The sequence below is a fragment of the Bradyrhizobium sp. GW821-FHT13H06 genome (assembly GCF_058803975.1).
Window position 1 is genome coordinate 48298 of record NZ_JBXAPN010000013.1, and the last position, 24914, is coordinate 73211.

The 24914-nt window shown below is 64.7% G+C and carries 20 protein-coding genes; 8 read left to right on the plus strand and 12 right to left on the minus strand.

Annotation, left to right across the window (positions count from 1 at the left end):
• The first annotated feature begins 8 nt into the window (after positions 1-8).
• Complete coding sequence (locus AC1RQP_RS35255) at positions 9-794, plus strand: fumarylacetoacetate hydrolase family protein (RefSeq protein ID WP_492941862.1); 786 nt, start codon at positions 9-11, stop codon at positions 792-794.
• Positions 795-824: 30 nt separating this feature from the next.
• Here the strand turns inward: AC1RQP_RS35255 and AC1RQP_RS35260 are convergent, their stop codons facing one another.
• Complete coding sequence (locus AC1RQP_RS35260; RefSeq protein ID WP_239620984.1) at positions 825-1280, minus strand: Lrp/AsnC family transcriptional regulator; 456 nt, start codon at positions 1278-1280, stop codon at positions 825-827.
• A gap of 153 nt (positions 1281-1433) precedes the next feature.
• Between AC1RQP_RS35260 and AC1RQP_RS35265 the strand changes: the two genes are divergently transcribed.
• Both AC1RQP_RS35265 and iaaH read left to right on the plus strand, forming a co-directional pair.
• Positions 1434-4883, plus strand: coding sequence for an indolepyruvate ferredoxin oxidoreductase family protein (locus AC1RQP_RS35265; protein WP_492941864.1), 3450 nt, complete (start codon positions 1434-1436; stop codon positions 4881-4883).
• Between the two features lie 76 nt (positions 4884-4959).
• Positions 4960-6384 (plus strand): indoleacetamide hydrolase, encoded by a 1425-nt coding sequence (gene iaaH / locus AC1RQP_RS35270; protein WP_492941866.1) that lies wholly within the window; start codon positions 4960-4962, stop codon positions 6382-6384.
• Here the strand turns inward: iaaH and AC1RQP_RS35275 are convergent.
• Positions 6379-7290 (minus strand): LysR family transcriptional regulator, encoded by a 912-nt coding sequence (locus tag AC1RQP_RS35275; protein WP_492941868.1) that lies wholly within the window; start codon positions 7288-7290, stop codon positions 6379-6381. The genes iaaH and AC1RQP_RS35275 overlap by 6 nt on opposite strands.
• Before the next feature lie 141 nt (positions 7291-7431).
• On the opposite strand from AC1RQP_RS35275, the gene AC1RQP_RS35280 reads away from it, so the two are divergent.
• The 3 genes from AC1RQP_RS35280 to AC1RQP_RS35290 all read left to right on the plus strand — a co-directional run bounded on the left by AC1RQP_RS35280 (position 7432) and on the right by AC1RQP_RS35290 (position 10783).
• A complete protein-coding gene (locus tag AC1RQP_RS35280) occupies positions 7432-8583 on the plus strand; it encodes an HlyD family secretion protein (protein ID WP_492941870.1) in 1152 nt (383 codons plus the stop codon).
• 102 nt (positions 8584-8685) lie between these two features.
• Positions 8686-10293, plus strand: coding sequence for an MDR family MFS transporter (locus AC1RQP_RS35285; RefSeq protein WP_492941872.1), 1608 nt, complete (start codon positions 8686-8688; stop codon positions 10291-10293).
• Between the two features lie 28 nt (positions 10294-10321).
• Complete coding sequence (locus AC1RQP_RS35290; protein WP_492941874.1) at positions 10322-10783, plus strand: carboxymuconolactone decarboxylase family protein; 462 nt, start codon at positions 10322-10324, stop codon at positions 10781-10783.
• A 179-nt stretch (positions 10784-10962) separates the two neighbouring features.
• On the opposite strand, the gene AC1RQP_RS35295 is transcribed toward AC1RQP_RS35290, so the two are convergent.
• The 6 genes from AC1RQP_RS35295 to AC1RQP_RS35320 form a co-directional block, all read right to left on the minus strand.
• Positions 10963-11823 carry a D-amino-acid transaminase gene (locus tag AC1RQP_RS35295; protein WP_492941876.1) on the minus strand — a complete coding sequence of 287 codons (861 nt, stop codon included), beginning with the start codon at positions 11821-11823 and terminating at the stop codon, positions 10963-10965.
• Positions 11824-12004: 181 nt separating this feature from the next.
• Positions 12005-12736: an amino acid ABC transporter ATP-binding protein gene (locus AC1RQP_RS35300; RefSeq protein ID WP_028180573.1), complete on the minus strand. Its 732-nt coding sequence runs from the start codon at positions 12734-12736 to the stop codon at positions 12005-12007.
• 12 nt (positions 12737-12748) lie between these two features.
• Positions 12749-13441 (minus strand): amino acid ABC transporter permease, encoded by a 693-nt coding sequence (locus AC1RQP_RS35305; RefSeq protein WP_492941878.1) that lies wholly within the window; start codon positions 13439-13441, stop codon positions 12749-12751.
• A 3-nt stretch (positions 13442-13444) separates the two neighbouring features.
• Complete coding sequence (locus AC1RQP_RS35310) at positions 13445-14176, minus strand: amino acid ABC transporter permease (protein ID WP_492941880.1); 732 nt, start codon at positions 14174-14176, stop codon at positions 13445-13447.
• Positions 14177-14293: 117 nt separating this feature from the next.
• Complete coding sequence (locus AC1RQP_RS35315) at positions 14294-15205, minus strand: amino acid ABC transporter substrate-binding protein (RefSeq protein WP_061879048.1); 912 nt, start codon at positions 15203-15205, stop codon at positions 14294-14296.
• Positions 15206-15292: 87 nt separating this feature from the next.
• On the minus strand, positions 15293-16690 hold the full coding sequence (locus AC1RQP_RS35320) for a M20 family metallopeptidase (RefSeq protein WP_492941882.1): 1398 nt from the start codon (positions 16688-16690) through the stop codon (positions 15293-15295).
• Positions 16691-16969: 279 nt separating this feature from the next.
• On the opposite strand from AC1RQP_RS35320, the gene AC1RQP_RS35325 reads away from it, so the two are divergent.
• A complete protein-coding gene (locus tag AC1RQP_RS35325; RefSeq protein ID WP_492941884.1) occupies positions 16970-18349 on the plus strand; it encodes an LLM class flavin-dependent oxidoreductase in 1380 nt (459 codons plus the stop codon).
• A gap of 115 nt (positions 18350-18464) precedes the next feature.
• Here AC1RQP_RS35325 and AC1RQP_RS35330 read toward each other — a convergent pair whose 3' ends face one another.
• The 4 genes from AC1RQP_RS35330 to AC1RQP_RS35345 all read right to left on the minus strand — a co-directional run bounded on the left by AC1RQP_RS35330 (position 18465) and on the right by AC1RQP_RS35345 (position 23860).
• The gene (locus AC1RQP_RS35330; protein ID WP_492941886.1) at positions 18465-20126 is read right to left on the minus strand and encodes a thiamine pyrophosphate-binding protein; all 1662 of its coding nucleotides are present in this window, start codon (positions 20124-20126) and stop codon (positions 18465-18467) included.
• Positions 20127-20394: 268 nt separating this feature from the next.
• The gene (locus AC1RQP_RS35335) at positions 20395-20898 is read right to left on the minus strand and encodes a GFA family protein (RefSeq protein ID WP_492941888.1); all 504 of its coding nucleotides are present in this window, start codon (positions 20896-20898) and stop codon (positions 20395-20397) included.
• 218 nt (positions 20899-21116) lie between these two features.
• Positions 21117-22244: an alkene reductase gene (locus AC1RQP_RS35340; protein ID WP_492941890.1), complete on the minus strand. Its 1128-nt coding sequence runs from the start codon at positions 22242-22244 to the stop codon at positions 21117-21119.
• Between the two features lie 119 nt (positions 22245-22363).
• The gene (locus tag AC1RQP_RS35345) at positions 22364-23860 is read right to left on the minus strand and encodes an aldehyde dehydrogenase family protein (RefSeq protein WP_492941892.1); all 1497 of its coding nucleotides are present in this window, start codon (positions 23858-23860) and stop codon (positions 22364-22366) included.
• A 180-nt stretch (positions 23861-24040) separates the two neighbouring features.
• On the opposite strand from AC1RQP_RS35345, the gene AC1RQP_RS35350 reads away from it, so the two are divergent.
• Positions 24041-24886: an SDR family NAD(P)-dependent oxidoreductase gene (locus AC1RQP_RS35350; RefSeq protein WP_492941894.1), complete on the plus strand. Its 846-nt coding sequence runs from the start codon at positions 24041-24043 to the stop codon at positions 24884-24886.
• Positions 24887-24914: the final 28 nt, after the last annotated feature.

Consider the following 24914-nt stretch of genomic DNA (forward strand, 5'->3'; position numbering starts at 1 on the left):
GACATGACATGCGCTGGCTGAAATTCACCGCCTCGGGCACGACGTCCTGGGGGATCGTTGAAGGCGACCGGGTGATCGCGGTCGATGGCGATCCCTTCGCCGGATGGCAGCGCACCTCGCGGATGCGGCCGTTGTCCGAGGTCAAGATCGAATTGCCGCTGATCCCGCGCACCTTTTACTGCGTCGGCTTGAACTATCTGAAGCACCTCAAGGAAGCCGCCGACAAGCGCGGCGAAGTGCCGGCCGTCCCGGACAGGCCCGAGATCGGCTATCGCGCGCAGAACGCGCTGATCGCGCATGACGAGGAGGTCGTGATCCCCTCCTTCGCGACGGACAAGATCCATTATGAGGGCGAACTCGTCGTCGTCATCGGCAAGAAGGTGAAGCATCTCACCGAGCAGAACGCGATGGATTGCGTGTTCGGCTACACCATCGGCAACGACGTCAGCGAGCGCAGCTGGCAGAAGGCGGATCGCAGCCTGTGGCGCTCCAAGAACGCCGATACGTTCAAGCCGATGGGGCCGTGGATCGAGACCGAAGCCGATCTCGAAAAGATGGAAACGATCATCCGCGTCAACGGCAAGGAGACCAACCGCTTCGCGACCGCCGACATGATCTTCGGCGTGGTGCCCTTCCTGGTCGAGCTGACCAGGTATTTCACGCTATGGCCCGGCGACGTGATCTGGATGGGCACCGACGGCGCTTCGCCGGATATCAAGCACGGCGACGTCGTGGAGGTCGAGATCACGGGCGTCGGGACGTTGCGGAACAGGTTCGTGCGGGAGGAGCGGTAGGCTGACCTCCCCTGCGGCGCTTCCCGCAGGTCAGAACGGCAACGCCACACCCGTCTTGATCTCCTTCAGCACGACATTGCTGCGGACGTAGCGGATGCCGGGGATGCGGAACATGAACTCGTCGAGGAAGCGATTGTAGGCCGCCATGTCCTGCACGACGACGCGCAGATGATAGTCGGCGTCGCCCGTGGTCGCAAAGCACTCCAGCACCTCGCGGCGCGTCGTGACCCTGGCCACGAACTCGTCGACGAACTTCGCGTCATGCCGCTCCAGCGAGACGTGGAGGATGGCCGACATCGCAAATCCCGCCTGCTCGCGCGCGACCAGCGCCGCATAGCCGCGAATGACGCCGCTGTCCTCCAGTGCCCGCACCCGGCGCCAGCAGGCGGAGGTGGACATGCCGACCTCATCGGCCAGCTGCTGGTTGGTGGCACGGCCGTCCCTCTGGAGATAGGCGAGAATCCGGGTGTCCTGCTCTTCGATCATGCGCGCCTCTCCAGGCGACAATTTCTACCAGATTCCGCCTCCAGATGCAAAATTCTACCGAATTGTCGATCTATGCGGGATAAATAGGTAAGACCTACCAGCGGACCGGGCATAACCTTCCATCATCCGGCAGGATGCCGCACGAGGTCCGCCATGGACGCCATTCCGTCACTCGACACCTACGAGCTCTCCGACCGCTACGAGCGCCAGGAGGGCCGCGTCTTCCTCACAGGCACGCAGGCCATCGTCCGCATCGCACTCGATCAGGCGCGTCGGGACCGTACGGCCGGGCTCAATACCGCCGGCTTCATCTCTGGCTATCGCGGCTCGCCGCTCGGCGGCGTTGACCTCGAACTGTGGCGCATCCAGGAACGGCTCAAACGGGACCGCATCGAATTTCTTCCGGCCGTCAACGAAGACCTCGCGGCGACAGCGGTGCTGGGCTCGCAGCAGGTCGAAACGCAAGCCGACCGCGAAGTCGATGGCGTGTTCGGGCTCTGGTACGGCAAGGGCCCCGGCATCGATCGATCCGGCGATGCGCTCAAGCACGGCAACGCCTATGGCTCCTCGCCGCATGGCGGCGTTCTGGTGGTCGCCGGCGACGACCATGGCTGCGTCTCCTCTTCGATGCCGCACCAGTCCGACGTCGCCTTCATGAGCTGGTTCATGCCGACGCTGCATCCGGCAAGCGTCGGCGAATATCTGGCGTTCGGCGAATATGGCTATGCGCTGAGCCGTTTCTCCGGCATGTGGGTCGGCTTCAAGGCGATCTCGGAGATCGTGGAATCAGGCGCCTCCGTCGCGCTGCGCCCGCCGCGCGCCTTTCTCACGCCCGACTTCACGCCGCCTCCCGGCGGCCTGCACTATCGTTGGCCCGACCTGCCGGGCCCGCAGATCGAGGAGCGGCTGGAGGCGAAGAAGCACGCGGTCTACGCCTTCGCCAAGGCCAACCCGATCGACCGCCACATCTACGACATTCCGAACGCCACCTACGGCATCGTCACCACGGGCAAGGCGCATCTCGATCTGATGGAGGCGTTGCGGCTGATGGGCCTCGACGAAGCGGCCTGCCGCAGCATCGGCATCGACGTCTACAAGGTCGGCATGGTCTGGCCGCTGGCGCTGCATGATGCGATGGACTTCGTGAAGGGCAAGCGCGAGATCCTCGTGGTCGAGGAGAAGCGCGGCATCATCGAGAGCCAGTTCAAGGAGTATTTTTACGACTATCCCGGCGCCAAGCCCGAGCGCATGGTCGGCAAGCACGACGAGCGAGGGGCAAGGCTGATCTCCTGGATCGGCGAATTGTCGCCGCGGGCGCTCGCTTCCGTGCTCGCGCGCCGGCTCGACCCGATGTTTCCGGGCCTCAATCTCGCCGCGCGCGCCGCCGCCTTGATGCCGGAAGCGGCGCGCAGCATCAACGTCAGCGGCGCAACGCGAACGCCGTATTTCTGCTCGGGATGCCCGCACAACACGTCGACGAAAGTGCCGGAGGGATCCAAGGCCCTCGCCGGCATCGGCTGCCATTTCATGGCGAGCTGGATGGATCGCGAGACCTCCTCGCTGATCCAGATGGGCGGTGAAGGCGTGAACTGGGCGGCATCGTCGAGATTCACCGGCAACAAGCACGTGTTCCAGAATCTCGGTGAAGGCACCTATTATCACTCCGGCTCGATGGCGATCCGGCAGGCGATCGCAGCCAGGGCCAACATCACCTACAAGATCCTGTTCAACGATGCCGTGGCGATGACTGGCGGCCAGCCCGTCGACGGCCCGGTCAGCGTGCAGGCCATCGCCCACAGCGTCCGCGCCGAGGGCGTGGCGCGTATCGCGCTGGTGTCGGATGATCCCGCACAGTTCTCGCCTGCCGGCCTGCCGACCGGTGTCACCATCCATGGGCGCGAGGAGATGGATGCCGTGCAGCGCGAGCTGCGCGACGTCTCCGGCGTGTCCGTCCTGGTCTATCAGCAGACCTGCGCCACCGAGAAGCGACGCCGCCGCAAGCGCGGGCAGATGGCCGATCCCAAACGCTTCGCCTACATCAACGCCCTCGTCTGCGAAGGCTGCGGCGACTGCTCGGTCGAATCCAACTGCCTCAGCGTCGAGCCGAAGGAGACGCCGTTCGGTCGCAAGCGTCAGATCAACCTGTCGGCCTGCAACAAGGATTTTTCCTGCCTCAACGGCTTCTGCCCGAGCTTCGTGACCGTCGAAGGCGCGACGCGCCGGAAGAAAAGCGCGAGCCAGATCGACGTGGTCGGCCGCGCGGCCACGCTACCCCTGCCCACGCCAGCAACGCTCGAGCGACCCTACGATCTGCTGGTGACCGGTGTCGGCGGCACCGGCGTGATCACGGTTGGCGCGCTGATCGGCATGGCCGCGCATCTCCAACGCCGCGGCGTCTCGGTACTGGACTTCACCGGCTTTGCGCAGAAATTCGGTCCCGTGCTGAGCTACATCCGCCTCGCCGCGAGCCCGGATGCGTTGCATCACCTCCGCATCGACCAGGGCGCGGCCGACGCGCTGATCGGCTGCGATCTCGTCGTCAGCTCATCGCCGAAGGCGTCCGGAACCTACCGGAAAGGCACGCGCGCTGCGCTCAACACCGCGGAGATGCCGACCGGCGACGTCGTCCGCTTCCGCGACGCTGATCTCGCCTCGCCGGCCCGCCTGCGCGCGATCGGCCGCGTGATCGGCGAGAGCAATCTCGGCGCGATCAATGCCAATGCTCTGGCCGAGCGGCTGCTCGGCGATGCCGTCTATGCCAACATCATCATGCTCGGCTTTGCCTGGCAACGCGGACTGGTACCGGTCTCACTGCAAGCGCTATTGCGCGCGATCGAGCTCAACGGCGTCGCGATCGAACGCAACAAGCAGGCCTTTGCCTGGGGCCGGATCGCGGCGGCCGATCCGGATTTTGTGCCGAACGTGGACGATGCGCCCAAGGCCGAGACCCTCGACCAGCTCATCGCCCGGCGCTTCGATTTCCTCACGGCCTATCAGAACGCGGCCTATGCGGCGCGATACCGGGCGATCGTCGCAAGAGTCCGCGACGCCGAGGCCGACCTGAACAGCGAGGCACTGACCGAGGCCGTCGCGCGCACCCTGTTCAAGCTGATGGCCTACAAGGACGAGTACGAGGTGGCGCGGCTGCACATGCAAAGCGGCTTTCTCGACGAGCTGAAGCGCGAATTCGAGGACGGCTTCAGCATCCAGTATCACCTCGCCCCGCCGGTCCTGCCGTCGCAGCGCGACGCACGCGGACGTCCGCGCAAACGGGCCTTCGGCCAGTGGATCCAGGTGCCTCTGACCGTGCTCGCACGCCTGAAGGGGCTGCGCGGGACGCGGTTCGATCCATTCGGCTACACCGCGGAACGGCGAGCCGAGCGGGAGCTGATCGCCTGGTATCAAGGCCTGATCGAGCGGATGCTCGGCGGGCTCGACACGGCGCGTCTTCCGGATCTCGTCGCGATTGCAAGGGCGCCCATGGAGATCCGGGGGTATGGGCCGGTCAAGGACGCCGCGATCGCGAAGGTGAAGTCCGAAATCGAGCGGCTGCTCGCCGAACTCCCCACGCCGTCGCCGGCAAGGATGCGCGCCACCGGTTGACGCGGCGCCGGCGAGGCTTCAGCCTCTGAACCTGGAGGGACGCCCTGATGGCGCTCCCGCGATCGGGTGACGCATCATGAATTTCGACCAGCTGACACTGACCGAGGCAACGGACGGCCTCAGCGCGGGGGAGGTCACGAGCACCGCGCTCACCCGGGAAGCTCTTGCCCGCGCCAAAGCCAACGCCGACCTGAATGCCTTCGTCACGCTGGACGAGGCCGGTGCCCTGGAGGCCGCCGCGGCGTTCGACGCCAAGGGCGACAGGAGCAAGCCGCTCGGCGGCGTGCCCGTCGTGATCAAGGACAATATCGAGGTGGCCGGGCTGCCCTGTAGCGCCGGCACCCCGGCGCTGAAGGACTATATTCCAAAGGCCGATGCACCCGTTGTGGCAAAGCTGCGCGCCGCGGGAGCGATCATCATCGGCAAGACGAGCATGCACGAGCTGGCCTTCGGCATCTCCGGCTACAACACCGCGTTCAAGACCGGCGCCGAGTTCGGCGTGCGCAATGCCTATGATCGCGCGCGGATCGCCGGCGGCTCCTCGTCCGGGACGGGCGCCGCGATCGGCGCGCGGATCGTCGCGGGCGGGCTCGGCACCGACACCGGCGGATCGGTGCGCGTGCCCGCCGCCTTGAACGGGTGCGCCTCGCTGCGGCCAACCGTCGGGCGCTATCCGCAAGAGGGCATCGCGCCGATCTCGCACACCCGCGATACCGCGGGTCCGATGGCCGCAACCATGGCCGACGTCGCGCTGCTCGACCGCGTCATTGCCGGTGGCGATCCGGTCCTGCCTGCGGATCTCAGGCTGGTCCGCATCGGCATTGCCAAGGCGATGCTGGCCAATCTCGACGGCGACACCGAGGCCGCCTTCCATGGGGCAGTCGCGCAGATGAAAGCCCAGGGCATGGTCGTGGTTGAGATCGAGATGCCCCGACTGGCGGAGCTCAATGGCCAGGCCAGCTTTCCAGTCGCGCTATACGAGGCCTATGACGATCTGGTCGCCTATCTCGCACACACCGGCACCGGCCTCAGCGTCGAGGCGGTGGCGCAGGAGATCTCCAGCGCCGACGTCAAGGGTACCTATGAGGGCCTCGTGATCCCGCGAAAGCTGCCCGGTCCCGACGACACGCTTGTCGACGCCAAGCCGATCTACGACGCCGCGGTCAAGACCGCGCGGCCTGCGCTTCAGGCGCTCTACGGCAACACGTTCTCCGGAAACAAGCTCGACGCCATCGCCTTTCCGACCACGCCGCGCGTCGCCATCCCCTCCAACCCGGACTCCAGCAGCCTGGAGAATTTCGCGCTGTTCATCCAGAACACCGATCCCGGCAGCAATGCCGGCATTCCCGGCATCCAGATCCCAATCGCACTCGGCGCCAGCAGCGGACTGCCGATCGGGCTCGAACTCGACGGCCCCGTGGGAAGTGATCGTCGTCTGCTTGCGATCGGCATGGCGCTCGACAGCGTGTTTGGACGATTGCCGCCGCCGCATCGCTCATGAATAAGGGTTGATCAGCTTCTGCTGCTCGGCGCTGTGGTGCGCGAGCAGGTCGATGAAGGTCCTGACCTTCGCCGACAGATGATGGCGATGCGGATAGACCGCGTTCATGGACAGCTCGACCGTCCGATATTCCGGCAAGAGGCGCACGAGGCGGCCGGACTCGAGATCGTCCTGAATGAGAAACCCCGCCATCAGGCAGACAGCGGCGCCCTCCAGCGCGACCTTCCGCAGCGCTTCTCCGCTATTGGTGACGAAGCTGCCCGAGATGCGAACGGAGGCCGGAGTGCCTTTGCGGTCAAGGAAGCGCCATTCGTCGCCAAACGGATAGTTCAAGTGCCGGCCGCAATTGTGCCCGGTGAGCTCGTCGAGCTTCTGCACCCGGCCGTGCTTCTCGATATAGTCGTGCGAGCAGCACAGCACGTGACGCCAGGTGGCAAGTCTCCGCACGATCAGGCTCGAATCCGGCGGCGGGGTCATGCGCAGGGCAACGTCGTAGCCCTCCTCGATGAGATCGACATCGGCCTCGCCCATGCGCAGATCGATCCTGAGTTCCGCATAGGTCGACAGCAGCTTCGCCACGATCGGCGCGACAAGCGGCACCATGTGCGTGGCGACGTGAATGCGCAGCGTGCCGCGGGGCACCGACTGCAATTCGCTCGCGATGTCGTCGGCCTGTTCGAGATCTGCGAGAATCTGGGTTGAGCGATCGTAATAGGCTTTGCCGATTTCCGTGAGGCTCACCTTCCGCGTGGTGCGGTTGAGCAGCCGCACGCCGAGCCGATCCTCCAGCGCCTGGACGTGGTTGCTCACCATGGTCGTCGACATGTTGAGGCGGCGGGCGGCGGCGGAAAACCCACCGTTTTCGACCACGTGGACGAAGGCGGTGAGGCTGGTGAAGCGGTCCATAGCTCAAAAGCTCCGATTATCCGCGATTACCGGATAATGCTTCAAAGAATTCCGGGATTATCACAACTGCCGGGACAACGCATCTTGTCCTCGTCAATGCGCGCGCCCTTCGAACGGGCGACCGGGAATTCCGAGGATGTCATGTCGAACGCTTCTTATGTCTCTGGAACAACTGCAAAAATCGGCCTGCGGCTGTCTCGGCAGACAATCAATCGGGCGGCCATCGGCCTGGCGCTGATCCTCGGCATCGCGGTGTCCGGCGACTATGGCTACGACTATTTGAAGACCGGCCGGTACCTCGAATCCACTGACGACGCCTATGTGAAGGCCGATTCCACGATCGTCGCGCCGAAAGTGTCCGGCTACATCGCCAAGGTGCTGGTCGGCGACAACGAGAAGGTCAAGGCAGGCCAGCTGCTGGCCAAGATCGACGACCGCGATTTCAGGGCTGCGCTCGATCAGGCCCGCGCCGACGTCGCGGCTGCCGAGGCCTCCGTGCGCAACATCGATGCCCAGCTCGAGCTGCAACAGCCGATCATCGAGCAGAGCACGGCTGACGTCGCTGCTGCGGACGCCAATCTGAAATTCGCACAAGAGGAGCGCGCCCGCTACGACGACCTCATGAAGTCGGGCTCCGGCACGATCCAGCGCGCGCAGCAGACCGACGCGGCGCTGCGCGCCAGCAGCGCGCAATTGCAGCACGCGAAGTTCGGCCTTGTGGCTGCGCAGCGCAAGATCGACGTGCTCACCAGCCAGCGGGCGCAGGCCGCAGCCCAGCTCGAACGTGCCCGTGCGGTCGCGCAGCAGGCAACGCTGAACCTGTCCTATACCGAGATCACAGCGCCGGTGGATGGCACGATCGGCGCCCGCAGCTTGCGCGTCGGCCAATACGTGCAAGCCGGCACGCAATTGATGGCTGTGGTGCCGCTCGATGCGGTCTATGTCGTTGCCAACTTCAAGGAGACCCAGCTCACACATGTGCGGCCCGGCCAGCCGGTCGAGCTGTACGTCGACAGCTTCCGCAATCGGGCGCTGCACGGCCATGTCGACAGCCTGTCGCCGGCGAGCGGGCTGGAATTCGCATTGCTGCCGCCCGACAACGCCACGGGCAACTTCACCAAGATCGTGCAGCGCGTTCCGGTGAAGATCGTGCTCGACGACCACAGCCTCACCGGCCTGCTTCGCCCCGGCATGTCCGCGGTGCCGACCATCGACACCAAGGCGACCGTGCTGGCCGAGCGCGAGACGGCCAGGCGTCTCGCCGACAACATGCTCCGACCGAACGGCGGCTGACCCGGCGTCGGCAGATTCACACCCTGTCGGAAGATCGTTCCGGAACGTCCTCGATCGTCGAAATCATCCGCATCCTGTCTCCGTAGCCGAGACGAGGCTTCCATGAGCACGCTTCAACCCGCCCTCAACGCCGCATCCGCCGCCAGCAATCCCGCACCCGCCGCCCCGTCGGTGCCGGCCAAAACCTGGATCGCGGTGATCGGCGCGACGCTTGGCGCCTTCATGGCGGTGCTGAACATCCAGATCGTCAACGCTTCGCTCGCCGACATCCAGGGCGCGATCGGCGCCGGTATCGACGACGGCGGCTGGATCTCGACCTCCTATCTGATCGCCGAGATCGTAGTGATCCCGCTGTCCGGCTGGCTGGCGCAGGTGTTCTCGATCCGCATCTATCTGCTCACCAACGCGATCCTGTTCCTGGTCCTGTCCGCGGCCTGCGCACTGGCGCATGACCTATCGCAGATGATCGTGCTGCGCGCCATCCAGGGCTTCACCGGCGGCGTGCTGATCCCGATGGCCTTCACGTTGATCATCACCCTGCTGCCGCGCGGAAAGCAGCCGGTGGGCCTCGCGCTGTTCGCGCTGTCGGCGACGTTCGCACCGGCGATCGGCCCGACCATCGGCGGCTATCTCACCGAGAATTTCGGCTGGCAGTACATCTTCTACGTCAACCTCGTGCCGGGCGCGATCATGGTCGGCATGCTCTGGTACGCGCTCGAGGCCAAGCCGATGAAACTGTCGCAGCTAGCGGAGGGCGACTGGGCCGGCATCGTCACGATGGCAATCGGCCTATCGGCGCTGCAGACCGTGCTCGAGGAGGGCAACAAGGACGACTGGTTCGGCTCACCCTTCATCGTCAAGCTGTCGGTGATCGCGGCGGTGGCGCTGACCGCCTTCCTGATCATCGAGCTCACGGTGAAGAAGCCGCTCTTGAACCTGCGCCTATTGGTACGCCGCAATTTCGGCTTCGGCATGCTCGCGAACTTCCTGCTCGGCATCGCGCTCTACGGCTCGGTGTTCATCCTGCCGCAGTATCTGTCCCGCATCCAGGGCTACAATGCCGAGCAGATCGGCATGGTGCTGGCCTGGACCGGACTGCCGCAACTGGTGTTGATCCCGTTGGTGCCGCGACTGATGCAGAAGCTCGATGCCCGCATCGTGATCGGCGTCGGCTTCGTGCTGTTTGCGGCCTCCAATTTCATGAACATCTACATGACCAGCGACTACGCCGCCGACCAGCTGCTGTGGCCCAATATCGTTCGCGCGATCGGGCAGGCACTGGTCATGGCGCCGCTGTCGGCGGTGGCAACCGCCGGCATCGAAGCCGAGAACGCAGGTTCGGCGTCGGGCCTGTTCAACATGATGCGCAACCTCGGCGGCGCCGTCGGAATTGCGATCTTGCAGACCGTTCTGACCAAGCGCGAGCAGTATCACTCCAACGTGCTGATGCAGTCGGTCTCGATATTCGAGCAGGCGACGCGCACGCGGCTGGAGCAACTCACCCAGTATTTCGTCAATCACGGCGTCCTCGACCATGCGGATGCCGCGCATCGCGCCTATGTCGCGATCGGCCGTATCGTGCAGAAGCAGGCCTATATCCTCGCTTTCAGCGACACCTTCTATCTGCTCGGCATGGCACTGATCGTGGCGCTGCTCGCCGTCCTCTTCCTGAAGAAGCCCGGCCAGACCTCGGCCGGTGGCGCCCACTGACCTCAACCCAAGAAGCAAGGAGACAATCATGAAGCCTCGCATGAACTACCTCCAGGCCGCGCCCGAGACGATGAAAGCGCTGATGGCGCTGGAGGAGCAGATCCAGTCGACCGGCATCGAGAAATCGCTGATCGAGCTGGTCAAGATCCGGTCGTCGCAGATCAACGGCTGCGCCTTCTGCATCAACATGCACAGCGAGGACGCGCGCAAGCGCGGCGAGACCGAGCAGCGCATCTACCTGCTCAATGCCTGGCGCGAATCCCCGCTCTATACCGCACGCGAGCGCGCCGCGCTGGCCTGGACCGAGTCGGTGACGCTGATCTCGCAGACGCATGCGCCGGACGACATCTACGAGCAGGTCCGCGCGCAGTTCTCCGATGAGGAGACGGTGAACCTGACCATGCTGATCGGCGCCATCAACGCCTGGAACAGGCTCGCGATCGCGTTCCGCGCAGTGCATCCGGTGAAGGTGAAGGCTTCGGTGGCGTGAGGGCGTCGCTCGCTCACTAAGTCCGCTGCATGCCACGTGAAAGCGGGGCATCCAGTACGCCGCGGCCTGTCAATGAAACCACGAATGCCTCGGCGTACTGGGTCGCCCGGTCAAGCCGGGCGATGACACCTGAGTTCGCTTTTGCAGTATCGCACTTCTCGCTCTTCGTAGAGCGTGGCTTAAACCGCCGTCGCCCTGGCGAACTCCACGTAGATTTCGCGAAGACGCGTTGCGATCGGACCTGGCTTGCCGTCGCCGACCGTCTTGCCGTCGATGGCGACCACCGGCTGCACGAACGAGGATGCGCTGGTTATGAACGCCTCCTTGGCAGCGAGCGCCTCGGCGACCGTGAAGGACCGTTCCTCGACGCGGAGCTGGCGCTCCTCGGCCAGCGCGATCACGGCCTTGCGGGTGCAGCCGGGCAGGATCGCATTGGAATTCTTGCGGGTGACGATGACGTCGTCCTTGGTCAGGATGAACGCCGACGACGAGCCACCCTCGGTGACGTAGCCATCTTGCAGCATCCAGGCCTCGCCCGCGCCGGCTTCGGCCGCGGCCTGCTTCGCCAGCACCTGCGCCAGCAGCGCCACGCTCTTGATGTCACGGCGCTCCCAGCGGATGTCCGGCACCGTGATGACATTGATGCCGGTCTTCGCCGCCGCCGCGTTGATGATGTCCTTCTCGGACGTGAACATGACCAGGCTCGACTTGACGTCCTCCTTGGGGAACGGGAAGTCCCGCCCCTTGTCGGCGCCGCGCGTGACCTGGAGATAGACGAGACCGTTCTCGAGCTTGTTGCGCGCGATCAGCTCCTTCTGGAGCTCGGTGATGCGCTCGATCGTCTCCGGCAGCTTCAGCTTGATCTCCCCGACCGAACGCTCCAGCCGGGCCAGATGCGAGGCATTGTCGACCAGCTTGCCGTCCAGCACGGCCGAGACCTCGTAAATGCCGTCGGCGAACAGGAAGCCGCGATCGAGCACCGAGATCTTGGCCTCCGAGAGCGGGACGAATGAGCCGTTGACATAGGCGATCGGGTCCAAGGCAGGTCTCCTGGAGAGATGGGGAATTTGGCGCGCTTATACGCCAGTTAGGGGGACGGATCACCCCTCTATTCGTCATTCCGGGGCGGCGCGAAGCGACGAGCCCGGAATCCATTTCGCCCGCGTTACGCCGCTGATGGATCCCGGGCTCGCGCTACGCGCGCCCCGGGATGACGATCGGTTAGTGGGAGAGAATCTTCGACAAGAACTTCTGCGCGCGGTCGCTGCGCGGCTTGCCGAAGAAGTCTTCCTTCGCCGCGTCCTCGACGATCTCGCCGCGGTCCATGAAGATCACACGGTTGGCGACCTTGCGGGCAAAACCCATCTCATGGGTGACAACCATCATGGTCATGCCCTCATGAGCGAGATCCACCATGACGTCGAGCACCTCGCTGACCATTTCCGGATCGAGCGCGGAAGTCGGCTCATCGAACAGCATGACGATCGGATCCATGGCGAGCGCACGGGCGATCGCAACGCGCTGCTGTTGGCCGCCGGACAGGTTCGCGGGATACTTTTGCGCCTGTTCCTTGAGGCCGACGCGCTCCAGCAGCTGCATGCCTTTCGCCTTCGCCTTGTCGCGCGACCGGTCGAGCACCTTCTCCTGCGCGAGGCAGAGATTGTCGATGATCTTCAGGTGAGGAAACAGCTCGAAGTGCTGGAACACCATGCCGACCCGCGAACGCAGCTTCGGGAGGTTGGTCTTGGGATCGTTGACCTTGATGCCGTCGACAAGGATGTCGCCGCTCTGGAACGGCTCCAGCGCATTGACGCATTTGATCAGCGTCGACTTGCCCGAGCCGGAGGGGCCGCAGACCACGACCACCTCGCCCTTGGTGACGTTGGTGGTGCAGTCGGTTAGCACCTGGAAGCTCGGGCTGTACCATTTGTTGACGTGGCTGATTTCGATCATGACCGACACGCTCTAGCGAATGATGGCGATGCGCGCCTGGAGGCGGCGGACGCCATAGGACGCGATACAGGAGATGGTGAAGTAGACGACTGCTGCGAACAGATACATTTCGACGAGGCGCCCGTCGCGCTGCGCCACCTTGCTGGCCGCTCCCAGGAAGTCCGTGATCGACAGGACGTAGACCAGCGAGGTGTCCTGGAACAGCACGATGGTCTGCGTGATCAGAACCGGAAGCATGTTGCGGAAGGCCTGCGGCAGCACGACGTAACGCATGCTCTGCGCGTAGGTCAGCCCCAGCGCGCTCGCCGCGGCCGGCTGTCCGCGCGAGATCGACTGGATGCCGGCACGCATGATCTCGGAGAAGTACGCCGCCTCGAACATGATGAAGGTGATGAGCGAGGAGGCGAAGGCGCCGACGCTGATCGGCCGCGAGGCGCCGGTCACCCACTGCCCGATATAGGGCACCAGGAAGTAGAACCAGAAGATGACCAGCACCAGCGGCAGCGAGCGCATGAAGTCGACATAAATTCCGGCGATGCGGCCGAGGACCTTGAAGCCGGAGAGCCGCATCAGCGCGAGTGCCGTGCCGAAGACGAGACCGCCAAGGGCGGCGAGCCCCGTCAGCGTCAGCGTGAAGGTCATGCCCTCCAAGAACAGATAGGGCAGTGCGCGGCGGATGACGTCGAAATCGAGATTGCCGAACATCGCTTATTTCCCCGTGATGTAGCCGGGGATCGCGACCCAGCGCTCGAGGAAGCGCATTCCGGTCACGACGACGGCGTTGACGAGGAGGTAGAGGATGGTCGCGGCGGTGAAGGCCTCGAACACCTGGAACGAGAATTCCTGCATCGAGCGCGCCTGTCCGGTCAGCTCGAGCAGGCCGATGGTGATTGCGACCGCCGTGTTCTTGATGGTGTTGAGGAATTCAGAGGTGAGCGGCGGCAGGATGATGCGGAAGGCCATCGGCAGCAGCACGTAGCGATAGGCCTGCACCGTGGTCAGGCCCAGCGCGGTTGCGGCCATCTTCTGCCCGCGCGGCAGCGAACCGATGCCGGCCTGCAATTGGACGGCGACGCGGGCCGACATGAAGAAGCCGACGCCGATCGCCGCGGTCCAGAACGGCGCGTTCGGCAGCTGCTTCAGCCAGGTGCCCGCAGCTTTCGGCAGCAGTTCCGGCAGAACGAAGTACCACAGGAAGAGCTGCACGAGCAGCGGCATGTTGCGGAAGAATTCGACATACGCAAAGCCGAACCAGTTCGCCCCCTTCGACGGCAGCGTACGCATCACGCCGACGATCGAGCCGGTGATCAGCGCGATGACCCAGGCCAGCGCCGCGGTCTTGAGGGTCAGCACCAGGCCCGACAGCAGCATGTCGAGATAGGTGCCGGTCCCCATCGGGTTCGGCTGGAAAAAGATTCCCCAGTTCCAGTTGTAGTTCACGTGTCCCCCGCGCGAACGCGCCAGTCATGGATGTCCTGAGCGCCTATGCAAATGTCCGGCCACCCTGGTGTCAAGAGTGGCCGGACATGATCCCGATCGAAAGATCGAGGTTTTATCTTACTTGTAGTCGTCCGGGTTCGGCGAATCCGTAGGCTTGGCGAACTCGTTCTTCAGCTCGGCCGAGATCGGCGTGTTGAGGTTCAGGCCCTTCGGCGGGATCTTCTGGGTGAACCACTTGTCGTAGATCTTCTGGGCTTCGCCGGACGTATAGAGCGCCGCCGTCGCCGCATCGACCGCCTTCTTGAAGGCTGGGTCGTCCTTGCGCAGCATGATGCCGTAGGGCTCGGGCTTGGAGAACGCATCCTTGGAGATGACGTAGTCGTCCGGGTTCTTCGAGCCGGCGACGAGGCTCGCCAGCAGGATGTCGTCCATGACGAAGGCGACCGCGCGGTCGGTCTCGACCATGAGGAAGGCTTCGGCGTGGTCCTTGGCCGGAATGATGTTGGCGCCGAGGCCCTTCGCGACGTTGGCTTCGGTGAGCTGCTTGATGTTGGTGGTGCCGGCGGTCGAGACGACGGTCTTGCCCTTGAGATCGTCGATCGACTTCAGGCCGCTCGACTTCTTGAAGACGTAGCGGCTGGCGGTCAGGTAGTGGGTGTTGGTGAAGGCGACCTGCTTCTGGCGCTCGGCATTGTTGGTGGTCGAGCCGCATTCGAGGTCGATGGTGCCGTTGGCCATCAGCGGGATACGCGTCGCCGACGTCACCGGGTTGAGCTTGACCTCGAGCTTGTCGAGCTTGAGCTCCTTCTTCACGGCGTCGACGATCTTGTAGCAGATGTCCATCGCGAACCCGACGGGCTTCTGGTTGTCGTCCAGATAGGAGAACGGAATCGAGGAATCGCGGAAGCCGAGCGTGATCGCCCCGGTGTCCTTGATGTTCTTCAGCGTGCCGGTCAGCTCCTGGGCCCCGGCCTGGCTGACGACGAAGGTCGCGGCGAGCGCGAGCCCGATGCTACGGAAATGTTTCACTTTCTTCTTCCCCTTTCAGGATGATGCGGCCGGATGCAAGCACAAATCGGGCCGGATTAGAATGTGACTTTCGGCTGGACCGATGCCTCAGGTTAACGGACCAGTCAGTGGTCCTGGCAATTCCCCGAGATCCCAGAACAGCCCGGCCATCACCGTCAAGGCCTCTTCGGTCAAGGGCAGCAGGATGTGCTCATTGGGCGCATGCTGGGAGCAGCCGGGATAGGAGTGCGGGACCCAAATCGTCGGCAGGCCCAGGATCTCGGAAAACACGTCGTTCGGCAGCGAGCCGCCGAAGTTCGGCAGCACGGCCGGCGCCTTGCCTGTGGTCTCCCTGACCGAATCCGCCGCCCATTTGATCCAGGGGCTGTCGAAATCGGTGCGCGATGCAGCAAAGCTCTGGGCCGCCCGCACCTCGACCATGGGAAAACCTTTTGCAACGAGATGCGCGCGGATTGCCTCGATCAGGCCCTCGACCTTCGTCCCGACCACGAAGCGCAGTTGCAGCACAGCATTGGCGTGACCAGGAATGGCGTTCGCCGGCTTCTCGATATTGCCTGACGACATCGCCAGCACTTCGAGCGTGTTCCAGGCATAGAGCCGTTCGGCCGCCGACAGCCCCTCCTCGCCCCAGTTCTCCGCGAGCGCCGGCTCGTCCGCGGTCGGCACCACCTGCACGTCGGCGAGGTAGCTGCGGATCTGGTTGGTGAGCCGCGGCGGCTTCAAGGCATCGAGCAGGAGACGGCCATGGCCGTCGACCAAGGTCGAGATCGCGTTGACCAGGATGGTCGCGGGATTGGCGAGCACGCCGCCCCAATTGCCGGAATGGTGGCCGCCGTCGCGCAGATTCACGTCGAGATGAATGCGGATGCCGCCACGGCAGCCGAGAAAGAGCGTCGGCCGGTCGGCGGACAGGCGCGGCCCGTCGGAGGCCACGAACAGGTCGGCATTGAGCGTGTCGCGATTGAGATCGCAGACCTTGCCGAGATCCGGCGAGCCGATCTCCTCGCCCATCTCGACGATGAATTTCGCGTTGAAGCCGAGCTTGCCGCCGCGAGCGTCACGCACCGCGCGGAGTGCCGCCATATTGATGCTGTGCTGGCCCTTGTTGTCGGCGGTGCCGCGGCCGTACAGGCGTGTACCCGCAACCGCCGTGCGCCAGGGATCGCGCCCCTCGCGCCACTCGCCCTCCATGCCATCGACGACATCGCCATGGCCGTAGATCAGCACGGTCGGCGCCGACGTGCTCTCGTGATGTTCGGCCAACAGGAAGGGCGCCTTGCCGCTCGGAGATTCGACGATGCGGCTGGAAAAATCGAGCGCGGCGAAGGCCGGCTGCATCTCCTGCTCCAGATAGGCGCGCAGCTCGGCGCCGCGCGACGGGTTCTGGCTTTCGGTCCGATACGCGACGCGGCGGTCTAGTTCAGCGAGGAACGCACCGGATTTGAAGTCGTCCCGGGCGCGGGCGATGGCGTCGGCTCTGGTCATTGCTTTCGTTTTCAAGGTTTCGACGCGGGCGAACGTAGCGGGCTACATAGGCCATCGAAAGTGGCAGGGGGCTTGGAGAATTTCTTGGAGTTTCTCTTGTAGTTCTCTTGCAATTCTCTTGTGATTTCGTTCTTGCTCGCTTGAGACTGGCTTGCCAGGCGCGGCGGCGCCGCTGATTTTGACCTTGCCAATACCCAGACATATGCAAGAACTTCGCCAAGTTGGGGCGCACATCTATCATTCGAAGAGCGCTCAGTACAGGGCGCCGAGGGGACCAGCATGGCCAAAGAGATCAGGCTCAACGCCTTTGCGATGAATTGCGTCGCACACCAGTCGCCGGGCCTGTGGACCCACCCGCGCGACCGCACGGCCGATTATAACCGCCTGCCCTACTGGATCGATCTCGCCCGAACCCTGGAACGGGGCCGCTTCGACGGGCTGTTCCTGGCGGACGTGCTTGGGGTCTACGACGTCTATGGCAACAGCCCTGACGCAGCCTTGCGCAATGCGGCACAGACGCCTTCGAACGAACCGCTGCTCCTGCTCTCGGCCATGGCCGCGGTGACGCAAAATCTCGGTTTCGGCGTCACCAGCAATCTGTCTTTCGAGCCGCCCTACCCGTTCGCGCGGCGGATGTCGACGCTCGATCACCTCACCGAGGGGCGGATCGGCTGGAATGTCGTCACCGGCTATCTCGACAGCGCCGCGCGCGGCGCCGGCAAGGACAAGCAGACCGGGCACGACGACCGCTACGACATCGCCGACGAATATATGGAGGTGGTCTACAAGCTCTGGGAAGGGAGCTGGGAGGACGACGCCGTGCTGCGAGACCGGACGCGCGGCATCTTCACCGATCCTGCAAAGGTCCATCGCGTCAATCATGAAGGCGCGAACTTCCGCATCAACAACACCATTCACCTCAGCGAGCCGTCGCCGCAGCGCACGCCGGTGCTGTACCAGGCCGGCACCTCGCCGCGCGGGCGGCAGTTCGCGGCAAAGCATGCCGAATGCGTGTTCATGTCGGGACCGTCGGCCAAGGTGATCGCGCCGCGCGTCTCCGCGATCCGCCAGGAGGCCGCCGCGCTCGGCCGCAACCCGGCCGAGATCCTGATGTTCTCGATGATGACGATCATCCTCGGGCGGACCGAAGCCGAGGCGAAGGAGAAATACGCCGACTACCGCCGCCACATCAGCCCCGAGGGCGCGCTCGCCCTGATGTCGGGATGGACCGGCGTCGACTTCTCCGGCTATGATCTCGATCAGCAGGTCCGCCACGTCCAGAACGACGCCGGCCGCAGCGCCATGGACAACGTCACCCGCGCCGATCCCGACCGCGTCTGGACCGTGCGCGACGTCATCGAGCATGTCGGCATCGGCGGCGCCGGGCCAGTCGTGGTCGGCACGCCGGAGATGGTCGCGGACAAGATCGAGCAATGGTTCGAAGCAACCGACGTCGACGGGCTCAACGTCGCGTTCGCGATCTCGCCCGGCGATTTCGAGGACATCGCCGACATGCTGGTGCCGGAGCTGACCCGGCGCGGGCGGTACAAGCCGAAATACGCGAAGGGTACGCTGCGCGAGAAGCTGTTCGGCGCCGGCCGGGCGAGGCTCGATGCGAAGCATCCGGCGGCGGGGTATCGGGTGGGGAAGACGGGGTAGCGGCCTCCTCCTCGTCATTGCGAGCGCAGCGAAGCAATCCAGAATCCCTCCGCGGACACAGCCTGGATTGCTTCGTCGCAAGCGCTCCTCGCAATGACGGCGGACAGAGCCCGCCCTACACCTTCCCGTCCACCATCACCTCGATCAGCTTCGTTCCCGGCCGGCCGAACGCCGACGCCAGCGTCGCCTTCAGCTCGCTGACATCGCTGACCTTGATCGCCTCGCAGCCCAGTGCCTTGGCGACGCCGGCGAAATCCACCGGCGGATCGACGAAATCCATGCCGACGTAATTGTCGTCGCCATGGAAGGCGAGCAGGCGCTGCTTGATGATGCGGTAGCCGCCATTGTTGGCGATGACGACGTTGAGCGGCAGCTTGTGGTGCGCCGCCGTCCACAGCGACTGAATCGAGTACATCGCGCTGCCATCGCCCGAGAAGCACACCACGGGCCGGTCCGGATTGGCGATACTGGCGCCGACCGACGCCGGCAGGCCCCAGCCGATGCCGCCGGAAGCAAGGCCATGGTAGCCGTAGCGATCGCGGTGCGGCCGCAGCGCCGCGATCTGGCGGCTGGAGGTGAGGCCTTCATCGACCAGGATGGCATTGTCAGGCATGGCCTCGACCATTTGCAGGACCAGATAATCCGGATCGATCGGGCTGCGGCCCTCGCTCTTGCCGATCTGCTCCACCAGCGAGGCGCGGCGCGCAGTCCAGTTCTTCGGCGCAATCTCGGCGAGACGCTGTCTTGCACGTTGCGCCAGCGCAGAGCCACCCATCTCCTTCAGCATCGGGATCAGCGCACGCAGCGTTTCTTTCAAATCCGCCTTCAGCGCGATCTCGGCGCCGTAATTCTTGGCGATCTCCCAGTCCACGAGGCCGACCTGCACGATGCCGAGACCATCCGGCAGCGCATCGACCTCGCTGTGAACCGACATCCGCAAGGGATCGCCGCCAAGCGCAATCAGGAGATCGTAAGGCGCAAGCGTGTCGCGCGCGACCTTCTGCACGCGCGCGAGCGTGCCGACGAAGCTCGGGCTTTCGGAGAGGAAATGCGCGCCATAGGGCGTGGAGGATTGATAGGCGGCAGCGCCCAACAGCTCTGCGAGCTCCGCCGCTTCCTTCAGCGCGTCACTCTTGACCACCTCGTCCATGGTGACGATCACTGGGCGTTCGGCCTTGAGCAGGCGGGCCGCGAAAGCCTTCAACGCTTCATCCGACGGTCTTGTCCGCGCATCGATGCGGGTGGACCGGCCGAGATCGATGCCGGCCTCGCTGTTGAGGATGTCGCCGGGCAGCGAGATGAACACCGGTCCGGTCGGCGGCGTGGTCGCCACCTTCGCGGCGCGGCGGACGATGCGCGGCAGGTCCTCCAGCCGCGTCACCTCGACCGCCCATTTCACCAGCGGCTCGGCCATCCGCACCAACGGGCCATAGAGCACCGGCTCCATCAGGCCATGGCCCTGCTCCTGCTGGCCGGCCGTGAGGATCATCGGCGTGCCCGTGAACTGGGCGTTGTAGAGCGAACCCATGGCGTTGCCGAGGCCGGGCGCAACGTGCACATTGCACGCAACCAGCTTGCCCGAGGCGCGGCTGTAGCCATCGGCGATCGCGACCACGAGGCTTTCCTGCATCGCCATCACATAGGTGAGATCGGGATGATCCTTCAGCGCGTGCATGATCGGCAACTCGGTGGTGCCGGGATTGCCGAACAGATGCGTGACGCCCTCGTCCTTGAGCAACGCGAGAAAGGCGGAGCGGCCGGTGATCTTGTTCTTCATGTTTCCTCCAGGAGCGGGCGTTGCCGCAAGGACGTCGCATGATGGCCGAAGTTCTGGGAGATGCGCAAGGAAGCGTGGTCATGGCTGCGTTGCGCGGGCGCTCCACTCTCGTGTCCCGGACGCGACGCAGCGCGCAGCGTTGCGACGCAGAGCCGGGACCCATAACTGGCACCAATCTCGCTGACGCATGGGCCCCGGCTCGGCAGCGCATCACCGAAGTGGTGCTGCGCTGCGTCCGGGGGCACGAGAGCTCGGTACGCAGCCCGCGCTACATCTCCTCCCGGCCGAGCTCGAACGGATCCTCGCCGCCCGCGCGCTTCTTCCTTTTCGATCGTTGCCACACCACGCCCGGAAAGCCCTTCAGCGGCACCAGCGGCTCGCCGGTATAGGCCCATTCCTGCAGCTCCTCGATGGCGATGTGATAGAGCGGCTGGCGGCCGGTGCGCTCCTTGAACAGCGCGCGGGGGATGTTGACCATGTGCGGACCGCGCGGACTCTCATAGGCGATCGGCGTGCCGCAATGCGAGCAGAAGCTGCGCGTGGTCTTCGTGGCCTTGTCCTCGTAACGCGTGAGCGCGCTCTTGCCGGACGTGATACGAAAGCGCTTCTTCCAGCTTCCGACATAGGTCGCATAAGCCGCGCCATGGGCGCGGCGGCTGGCGGCGGAGTGATCGTGCCAGGCCCAGCGCGCGGGCACGTCGATCTCGAAGGCGATCTTGCCGCAGAGACACTGGCCGGTGGCTATACCTGCGGCGGCTGCGGCTTTGGCCATTGTTTTCTCCGTCGTCATTGCGAGCGCAGCGAAGCAATCCAGACTGCCTCTGCGGAGAGACTCTGGATTGCTTCGCTACGCTCGCAATGACGGAATTTGTGGTTGCGGTCGAAGCTGCACCAGAAATCCGTAGCCCGGACGAGCGAAGCGACATCCGGGAAAACCATTGTTCGGCGAAAGACCCGGATATCGCTTCGCTCATCCGGGCTACGGCAGCGTCACGCCGGCGTCAGCTCGTCATACACAGGATAGTCCGTATATCCCTTCTCCTCGCCGCTGTAGAACGTCGCACGGTTGTACGGCGTGATTGGATAGCCGTGCTGAAGCCGGCGCGGCAGATCCGGGTTGGAGATGAAGATGCGGCCGAACGCGATGATATCCGCATGGCCGTCGGCGATCGCCGCATTCGCGGTCTCGCCGGTGAAGCCGCCGGCGGTCATCAGCACGCCGCTGTAGAGCGGGCGGAACAGCACCATTGCCGAGGGCACGTTCTCCCAGTAGACGTCGGCGCGGCCGGTGCCGCTGGAGCGCGGCTCGATGAAGTGCAGATAGGCAAGACCGAGCTTGTCGAGCGCCTTCACGACATGGGTGTAGAGCGGCATCGGATCGGGCTCGCCGGAATCATTGGCGATGCCGTGCGGCGACAACCGCACGGCGACGCGGTTCGCGCCCCAGACATCGATCGCGGCCTGCGTGACCTCGAGCAGAAGGCGCGCACGGTTCTCGATCGAGCCGCCATACTGATCGGTGCGCTGGTTGCTGCGCGACTGCAGGAATTGCTCGAGCAGATAGCCGTTGGCACCGTGGATCTCGACGCCGTCGAAGCCCGCGGCGAGCGCGTTTTTGGCACCCTGCCGGAACGCCTCGACGATGTCCTTGACCTCCTCGGTCTCCAGCGCGCGCGGCGTCTCGTAGTCCGCAATCTTGCCGTCGGCCGTCATCGCCTTCATGCCCTCGGCCTTGATCGGAATCGCCGAGGCCGACACCGGCAGCGCACCGCCGTGGAAGGAAGAATGCGAGACGCGGCCGACATGCCAGAGCTGGAGGAAGATGATGCCGCCCTTGGCGTGCACCGCATCGACCACCTTGCGCCAGCCCGCGACTTGCGCCTCCGAATAGATGCCGGGCGTTGCCGGATTGCCGCGGCCGTGCGAGAGCACCGGCGAGGCCTCGGCGACGATCAGGCCGCCTTGCGTCGCGCGCTGGCCGTAATATTCGGCATTGAGCGGCCGCGGCGCATAACTCTCGCGCTCGGCCCGCATGCGCGTGAGCGGCGCCATCGCGACGCGATGCGCGAGCTTGTACGGACCGACCTGCAACGGTTTGAACAACGCCGGAAATTTCATGCTGGCCCCGATTTTCTTTGGAAGGATGCTGATCATATAGCGTGGGGCGGTCACCCGGAAAGGCACCGCCCCACAAGAAGCAGATATTCCCCCTCGCGGAACGCGACGAGGAACAGACCTTACGCCGTCTTGATCCAGACCGCCTTCACGTTGAGATATTCCTCGACGTGCTGCTTGCCGGACTCGCGGCCGTAGCCGCTCATCTTGTAGCCGCCGAACGGCACGGCCGGGTCCATCGCCTGGTAGCAGTTGACCCACACCGAGCCGGCGCGCAGGCGCTTCGCCACCGCGTGGGCCTTGCTGACATCGCGCGTCCACAGGCCGGAGCCGAGGCCGAACGTGGTGTTGTTGGCGCGCTTGACCAGCTCATCCATGTCCTTGAATGCGATCGCGGAGATGACTGGACCAAAAATCTCCTCTTGCGCGATGCGCATGTTGTCCTCAACGCCCGCGAACACCGTCGGCGAGACGAAGAAGCCCTTCGACAGCGCGCCTTCGGTGACGCGGCCGCCGCCGGCGAGCGCCTTCGCGCCTTCCTTCTGGCCGATGTCGAGATAGCCGGTGACGCGCTCGAGCTGCTGCTCGGAGACGAGCGGTCCGATCTGCACGTTCGGATCGAGGCCGTTGCCGACCTGCAGCTTCTTGCCGAACTCGGCGACGCGGCCGACGAATTCGTCATAGATCGACTGCTCAACGAAGAGGCGCGTACCGGCGCTGCAGATCTGCCCCGAATTGGCGAACACCGCCATCGCCGCGCCCGGCACGGCGGCATCGAGATCGGCATCCGCGAACACGATGTCCGGAGACTTGCCGCCGAGCTCGAGCGAGACGCGCTTGAGGTTGCCGGCGGAGGCACGGATGATCGACTGACCCGTGACATGCGAGCCGGTGAAGGCGACCTTGTCGACGTCATGGTGCGAGGCGAGCGCGGCGCCCGCGGTCTCGCCATAGCCGGGAACGACGTTGATGACGCCGGGCGGCACGCCCGCTTCCATCGCCAGCTCGGCGATGCGCAGCGAGGTCAGCGGCGCCTCTTCCGCCGGCTTGAGCACCACGGTGCAGCCGGTCGCGATCGCAGGGCCGATCTTCCAGATCGTCGCCGTCAGCGGCCCGTTCCAGGGAATGATGGCGCCGACGACGCCGATCGGCTCCTTCAGCGTGTAGGAGAAGATTTCGCCAGGCAGCGAGTTCTCGATGGTCTCGCCGTGGATCGCCGTGGTCTGGCCGGCGTAATAGCGCAGCATGCCGACGGCGCGCAGGCGATAGGCGCGGGTGCGGCTGAGCGGCGCGCCCATGTCGAGCGTGTCGAGCTGCGACAATTCGTCGAAATTCTTCTCGACGAGGTCAGCGAGCTTCAAGAGCAGGTTCTGCCGCTCGAACGGCTTGACCTTGCTCCAGGGGCCTTCGAAGGCGCGGCGAGCGGCGGCAACCGCACGATCGATGTCTTCCTTGTCGCCTTCGGCGACGGTCGCGAGCAGCTCGCCTGTGGCGGGATTGCGGGTTTCGAAGCGCTTGCCTGAGGCTGCATCGACCCACTTCCCGTCGATCAGCATCTGCTTGTAAGATCCATTTGCAAACGGATGGCGCGTGATCGGAATAGCCTGCGACACAGCCATGGCTGCACTCCCTGTCAGGTGATTGATTGGTTCGATCTGGGCGGGATCGTTCGATCGAGGATACAGCCGGGCCGGTTGGGCGTAAAGGCAGCGCCGAACGAAGACCTCCCATGCCGACTTGTGCAGGGTCGGACTGCCGCCATGTTATAGCTCGACCGAGGCCCTCCACGGAGACGATCCATGCCACATCCCGCCATCGCCAAAGACAATGTTGCCGTGATCACAGGCGGCGCATCCGGCATCGGATTTGCCGCCGCCACAGCCTTCGCGCGCGCTGGGATGAAGGTGTGTGTCGCGGATGTCGACGAGGCACGGTTGGCGGAGACTGCAACAAAACTGTCATCCGTCACGACTGCCGCAAACGTGATGACCTCCGCCGTCGATGTCAGCAAGGTCGAGAGCGTGACGGAACTGGAACGCGCGGTGCGCGAGCGGTTTGGCGGCACCGACATCCTCATGAACAATGCCGGCATCCAGCCCGGAAGCACACTGTTCGGCGAGCCCGACCATTGGCAGCGCATCATCGGCGTCAACATGTGGGGCATCATCAACGGCTCGCGCATCTTCGCGCCCGGCATGATCGCGCGCGGCAAACCGGGCCTGATCATCAACACCGGTTCCAAGCAGGGTATCACCACGCCGCCGGGCGACCCCGCCTACAATGTCTCGAAGGCCGGCGTGAAAGCGTTCACCGAGGCGCTCCAACACGAGCTGCGCAACACGAAGGGCTGCCACATTACGGCACATCTGTTGATCCCGGGCTTCGTCTTCACCGGCCTGACCGCGAAGGGACGCACCGAGAAGCCGGCCGGCGCCTGGACGCCGGAGCAGACGGTCGATTTCATGCTGGCGCGGCTGGAGGCCGGCGATTTCTACATCCTCTGCCCGGACAACGACGTGCCGCGCACCCTCGACGAGAAGCGTATGCTCTGGGCCATGGGCGACATCGTCGAGAACCGGCCGCCATTGTCGCGCTGGCACCCCGACTATGCCGATGCGTTCAAGAAGTTCGTGGAAGGACACTGACTGTGGTGCGGAGAGCGGAAACGCGCTT

Excerpts from the sequence above, each read along its gene's own strand:
- AC1RQP_RS35255 (WP_492941862.1), top strand. The coding sequence starts at position 9 with ATGCGCTGGCTGAAATTCACCGCCTCGGGCACGACGTCCTGGGGGATC.
- AC1RQP_RS35260 (WP_239620984.1), bottom strand. The coding sequence starts at position 1,280 with ATGATCGAAGAGCAGGACACCCGGATTCTCGCCTATCTCCAGAGGGAC.
- AC1RQP_RS35265 (WP_492941864.1), top strand. The coding sequence starts at position 1,434 with ATGGACGCCATTCCGTCACTCGACACCTACGAGCTCTCCGACCGCTAC.
- iaaH (WP_492941866.1), top strand. The coding sequence starts at position 4,960 with ATGAATTTCGACCAGCTGACACTGACCGAGGCAACGGACGGCCTCAGC.
- AC1RQP_RS35275 (WP_492941868.1), bottom strand. The coding sequence starts at position 7,290 with ATGGACCGCTTCACCAGCCTCACCGCCTTCGTCCACGTGGTCGAAAAC.
- AC1RQP_RS35280 (WP_492941870.1), top strand. The coding sequence starts at position 7,432 with ATGTCGAACGCTTCTTATGTCTCTGGAACAACTGCAAAAATCGGCCTG.
- AC1RQP_RS35285 (WP_492941872.1), top strand. The coding sequence starts at position 8,686 with ATGAGCACGCTTCAACCCGCCCTCAACGCCGCATCCGCCGCCAGCAAT.
- AC1RQP_RS35290 (WP_492941874.1), top strand. The coding sequence starts at position 10,322 with ATGAAGCCTCGCATGAACTACCTCCAGGCCGCGCCCGAGACGATGAAA.
- AC1RQP_RS35300 (WP_028180573.1), bottom strand. The coding sequence starts at position 12,736 with ATGATCGAAATCAGCCACGTCAACAAATGGTACAGCCCGAGCTTCCAG.
- AC1RQP_RS35305 (WP_492941878.1), bottom strand. The coding sequence starts at position 13,441 with ATGTTCGGCAATCTCGATTTCGACGTCATCCGCCGCGCACTGCCCTAT.
- AC1RQP_RS35320 (WP_492941882.1), bottom strand. The coding sequence starts at position 16,690 with ATGACCAGAGCCGACGCCATCGCCCGCGCCCGGGACGACTTCAAATCC.
- AC1RQP_RS35325 (WP_492941884.1), top strand. The coding sequence starts at position 16,970 with ATGGCCAAAGAGATCAGGCTCAACGCCTTTGCGATGAATTGCGTCGCA.
- AC1RQP_RS35330 (WP_492941886.1), bottom strand. The coding sequence starts at position 20,126 with ATGAAGAACAAGATCACCGGCCGCTCCGCCTTTCTCGCGTTGCTCAAG.
- AC1RQP_RS35335 (WP_492941888.1), bottom strand. The coding sequence starts at position 20,898 with ATGGCCAAAGCCGCAGCCGCCGCAGGTATAGCCACCGGCCAGTGTCTC.
- AC1RQP_RS35340 (WP_492941890.1), bottom strand. The coding sequence starts at position 22,244 with ATGAAATTTCCGGCGTTGTTCAAACCGTTGCAGGTCGGTCCGTACAAG.
- AC1RQP_RS35345 (WP_492941892.1), bottom strand. The coding sequence starts at position 23,860 with ATGGCTGTGTCGCAGGCTATTCCGATCACGCGCCATCCGTTTGCAAAT.
- AC1RQP_RS35350 (WP_492941894.1), top strand. The coding sequence starts at position 24,041 with ATGCCACATCCCGCCATCGCCAAAGACAATGTTGCCGTGATCACAGGC.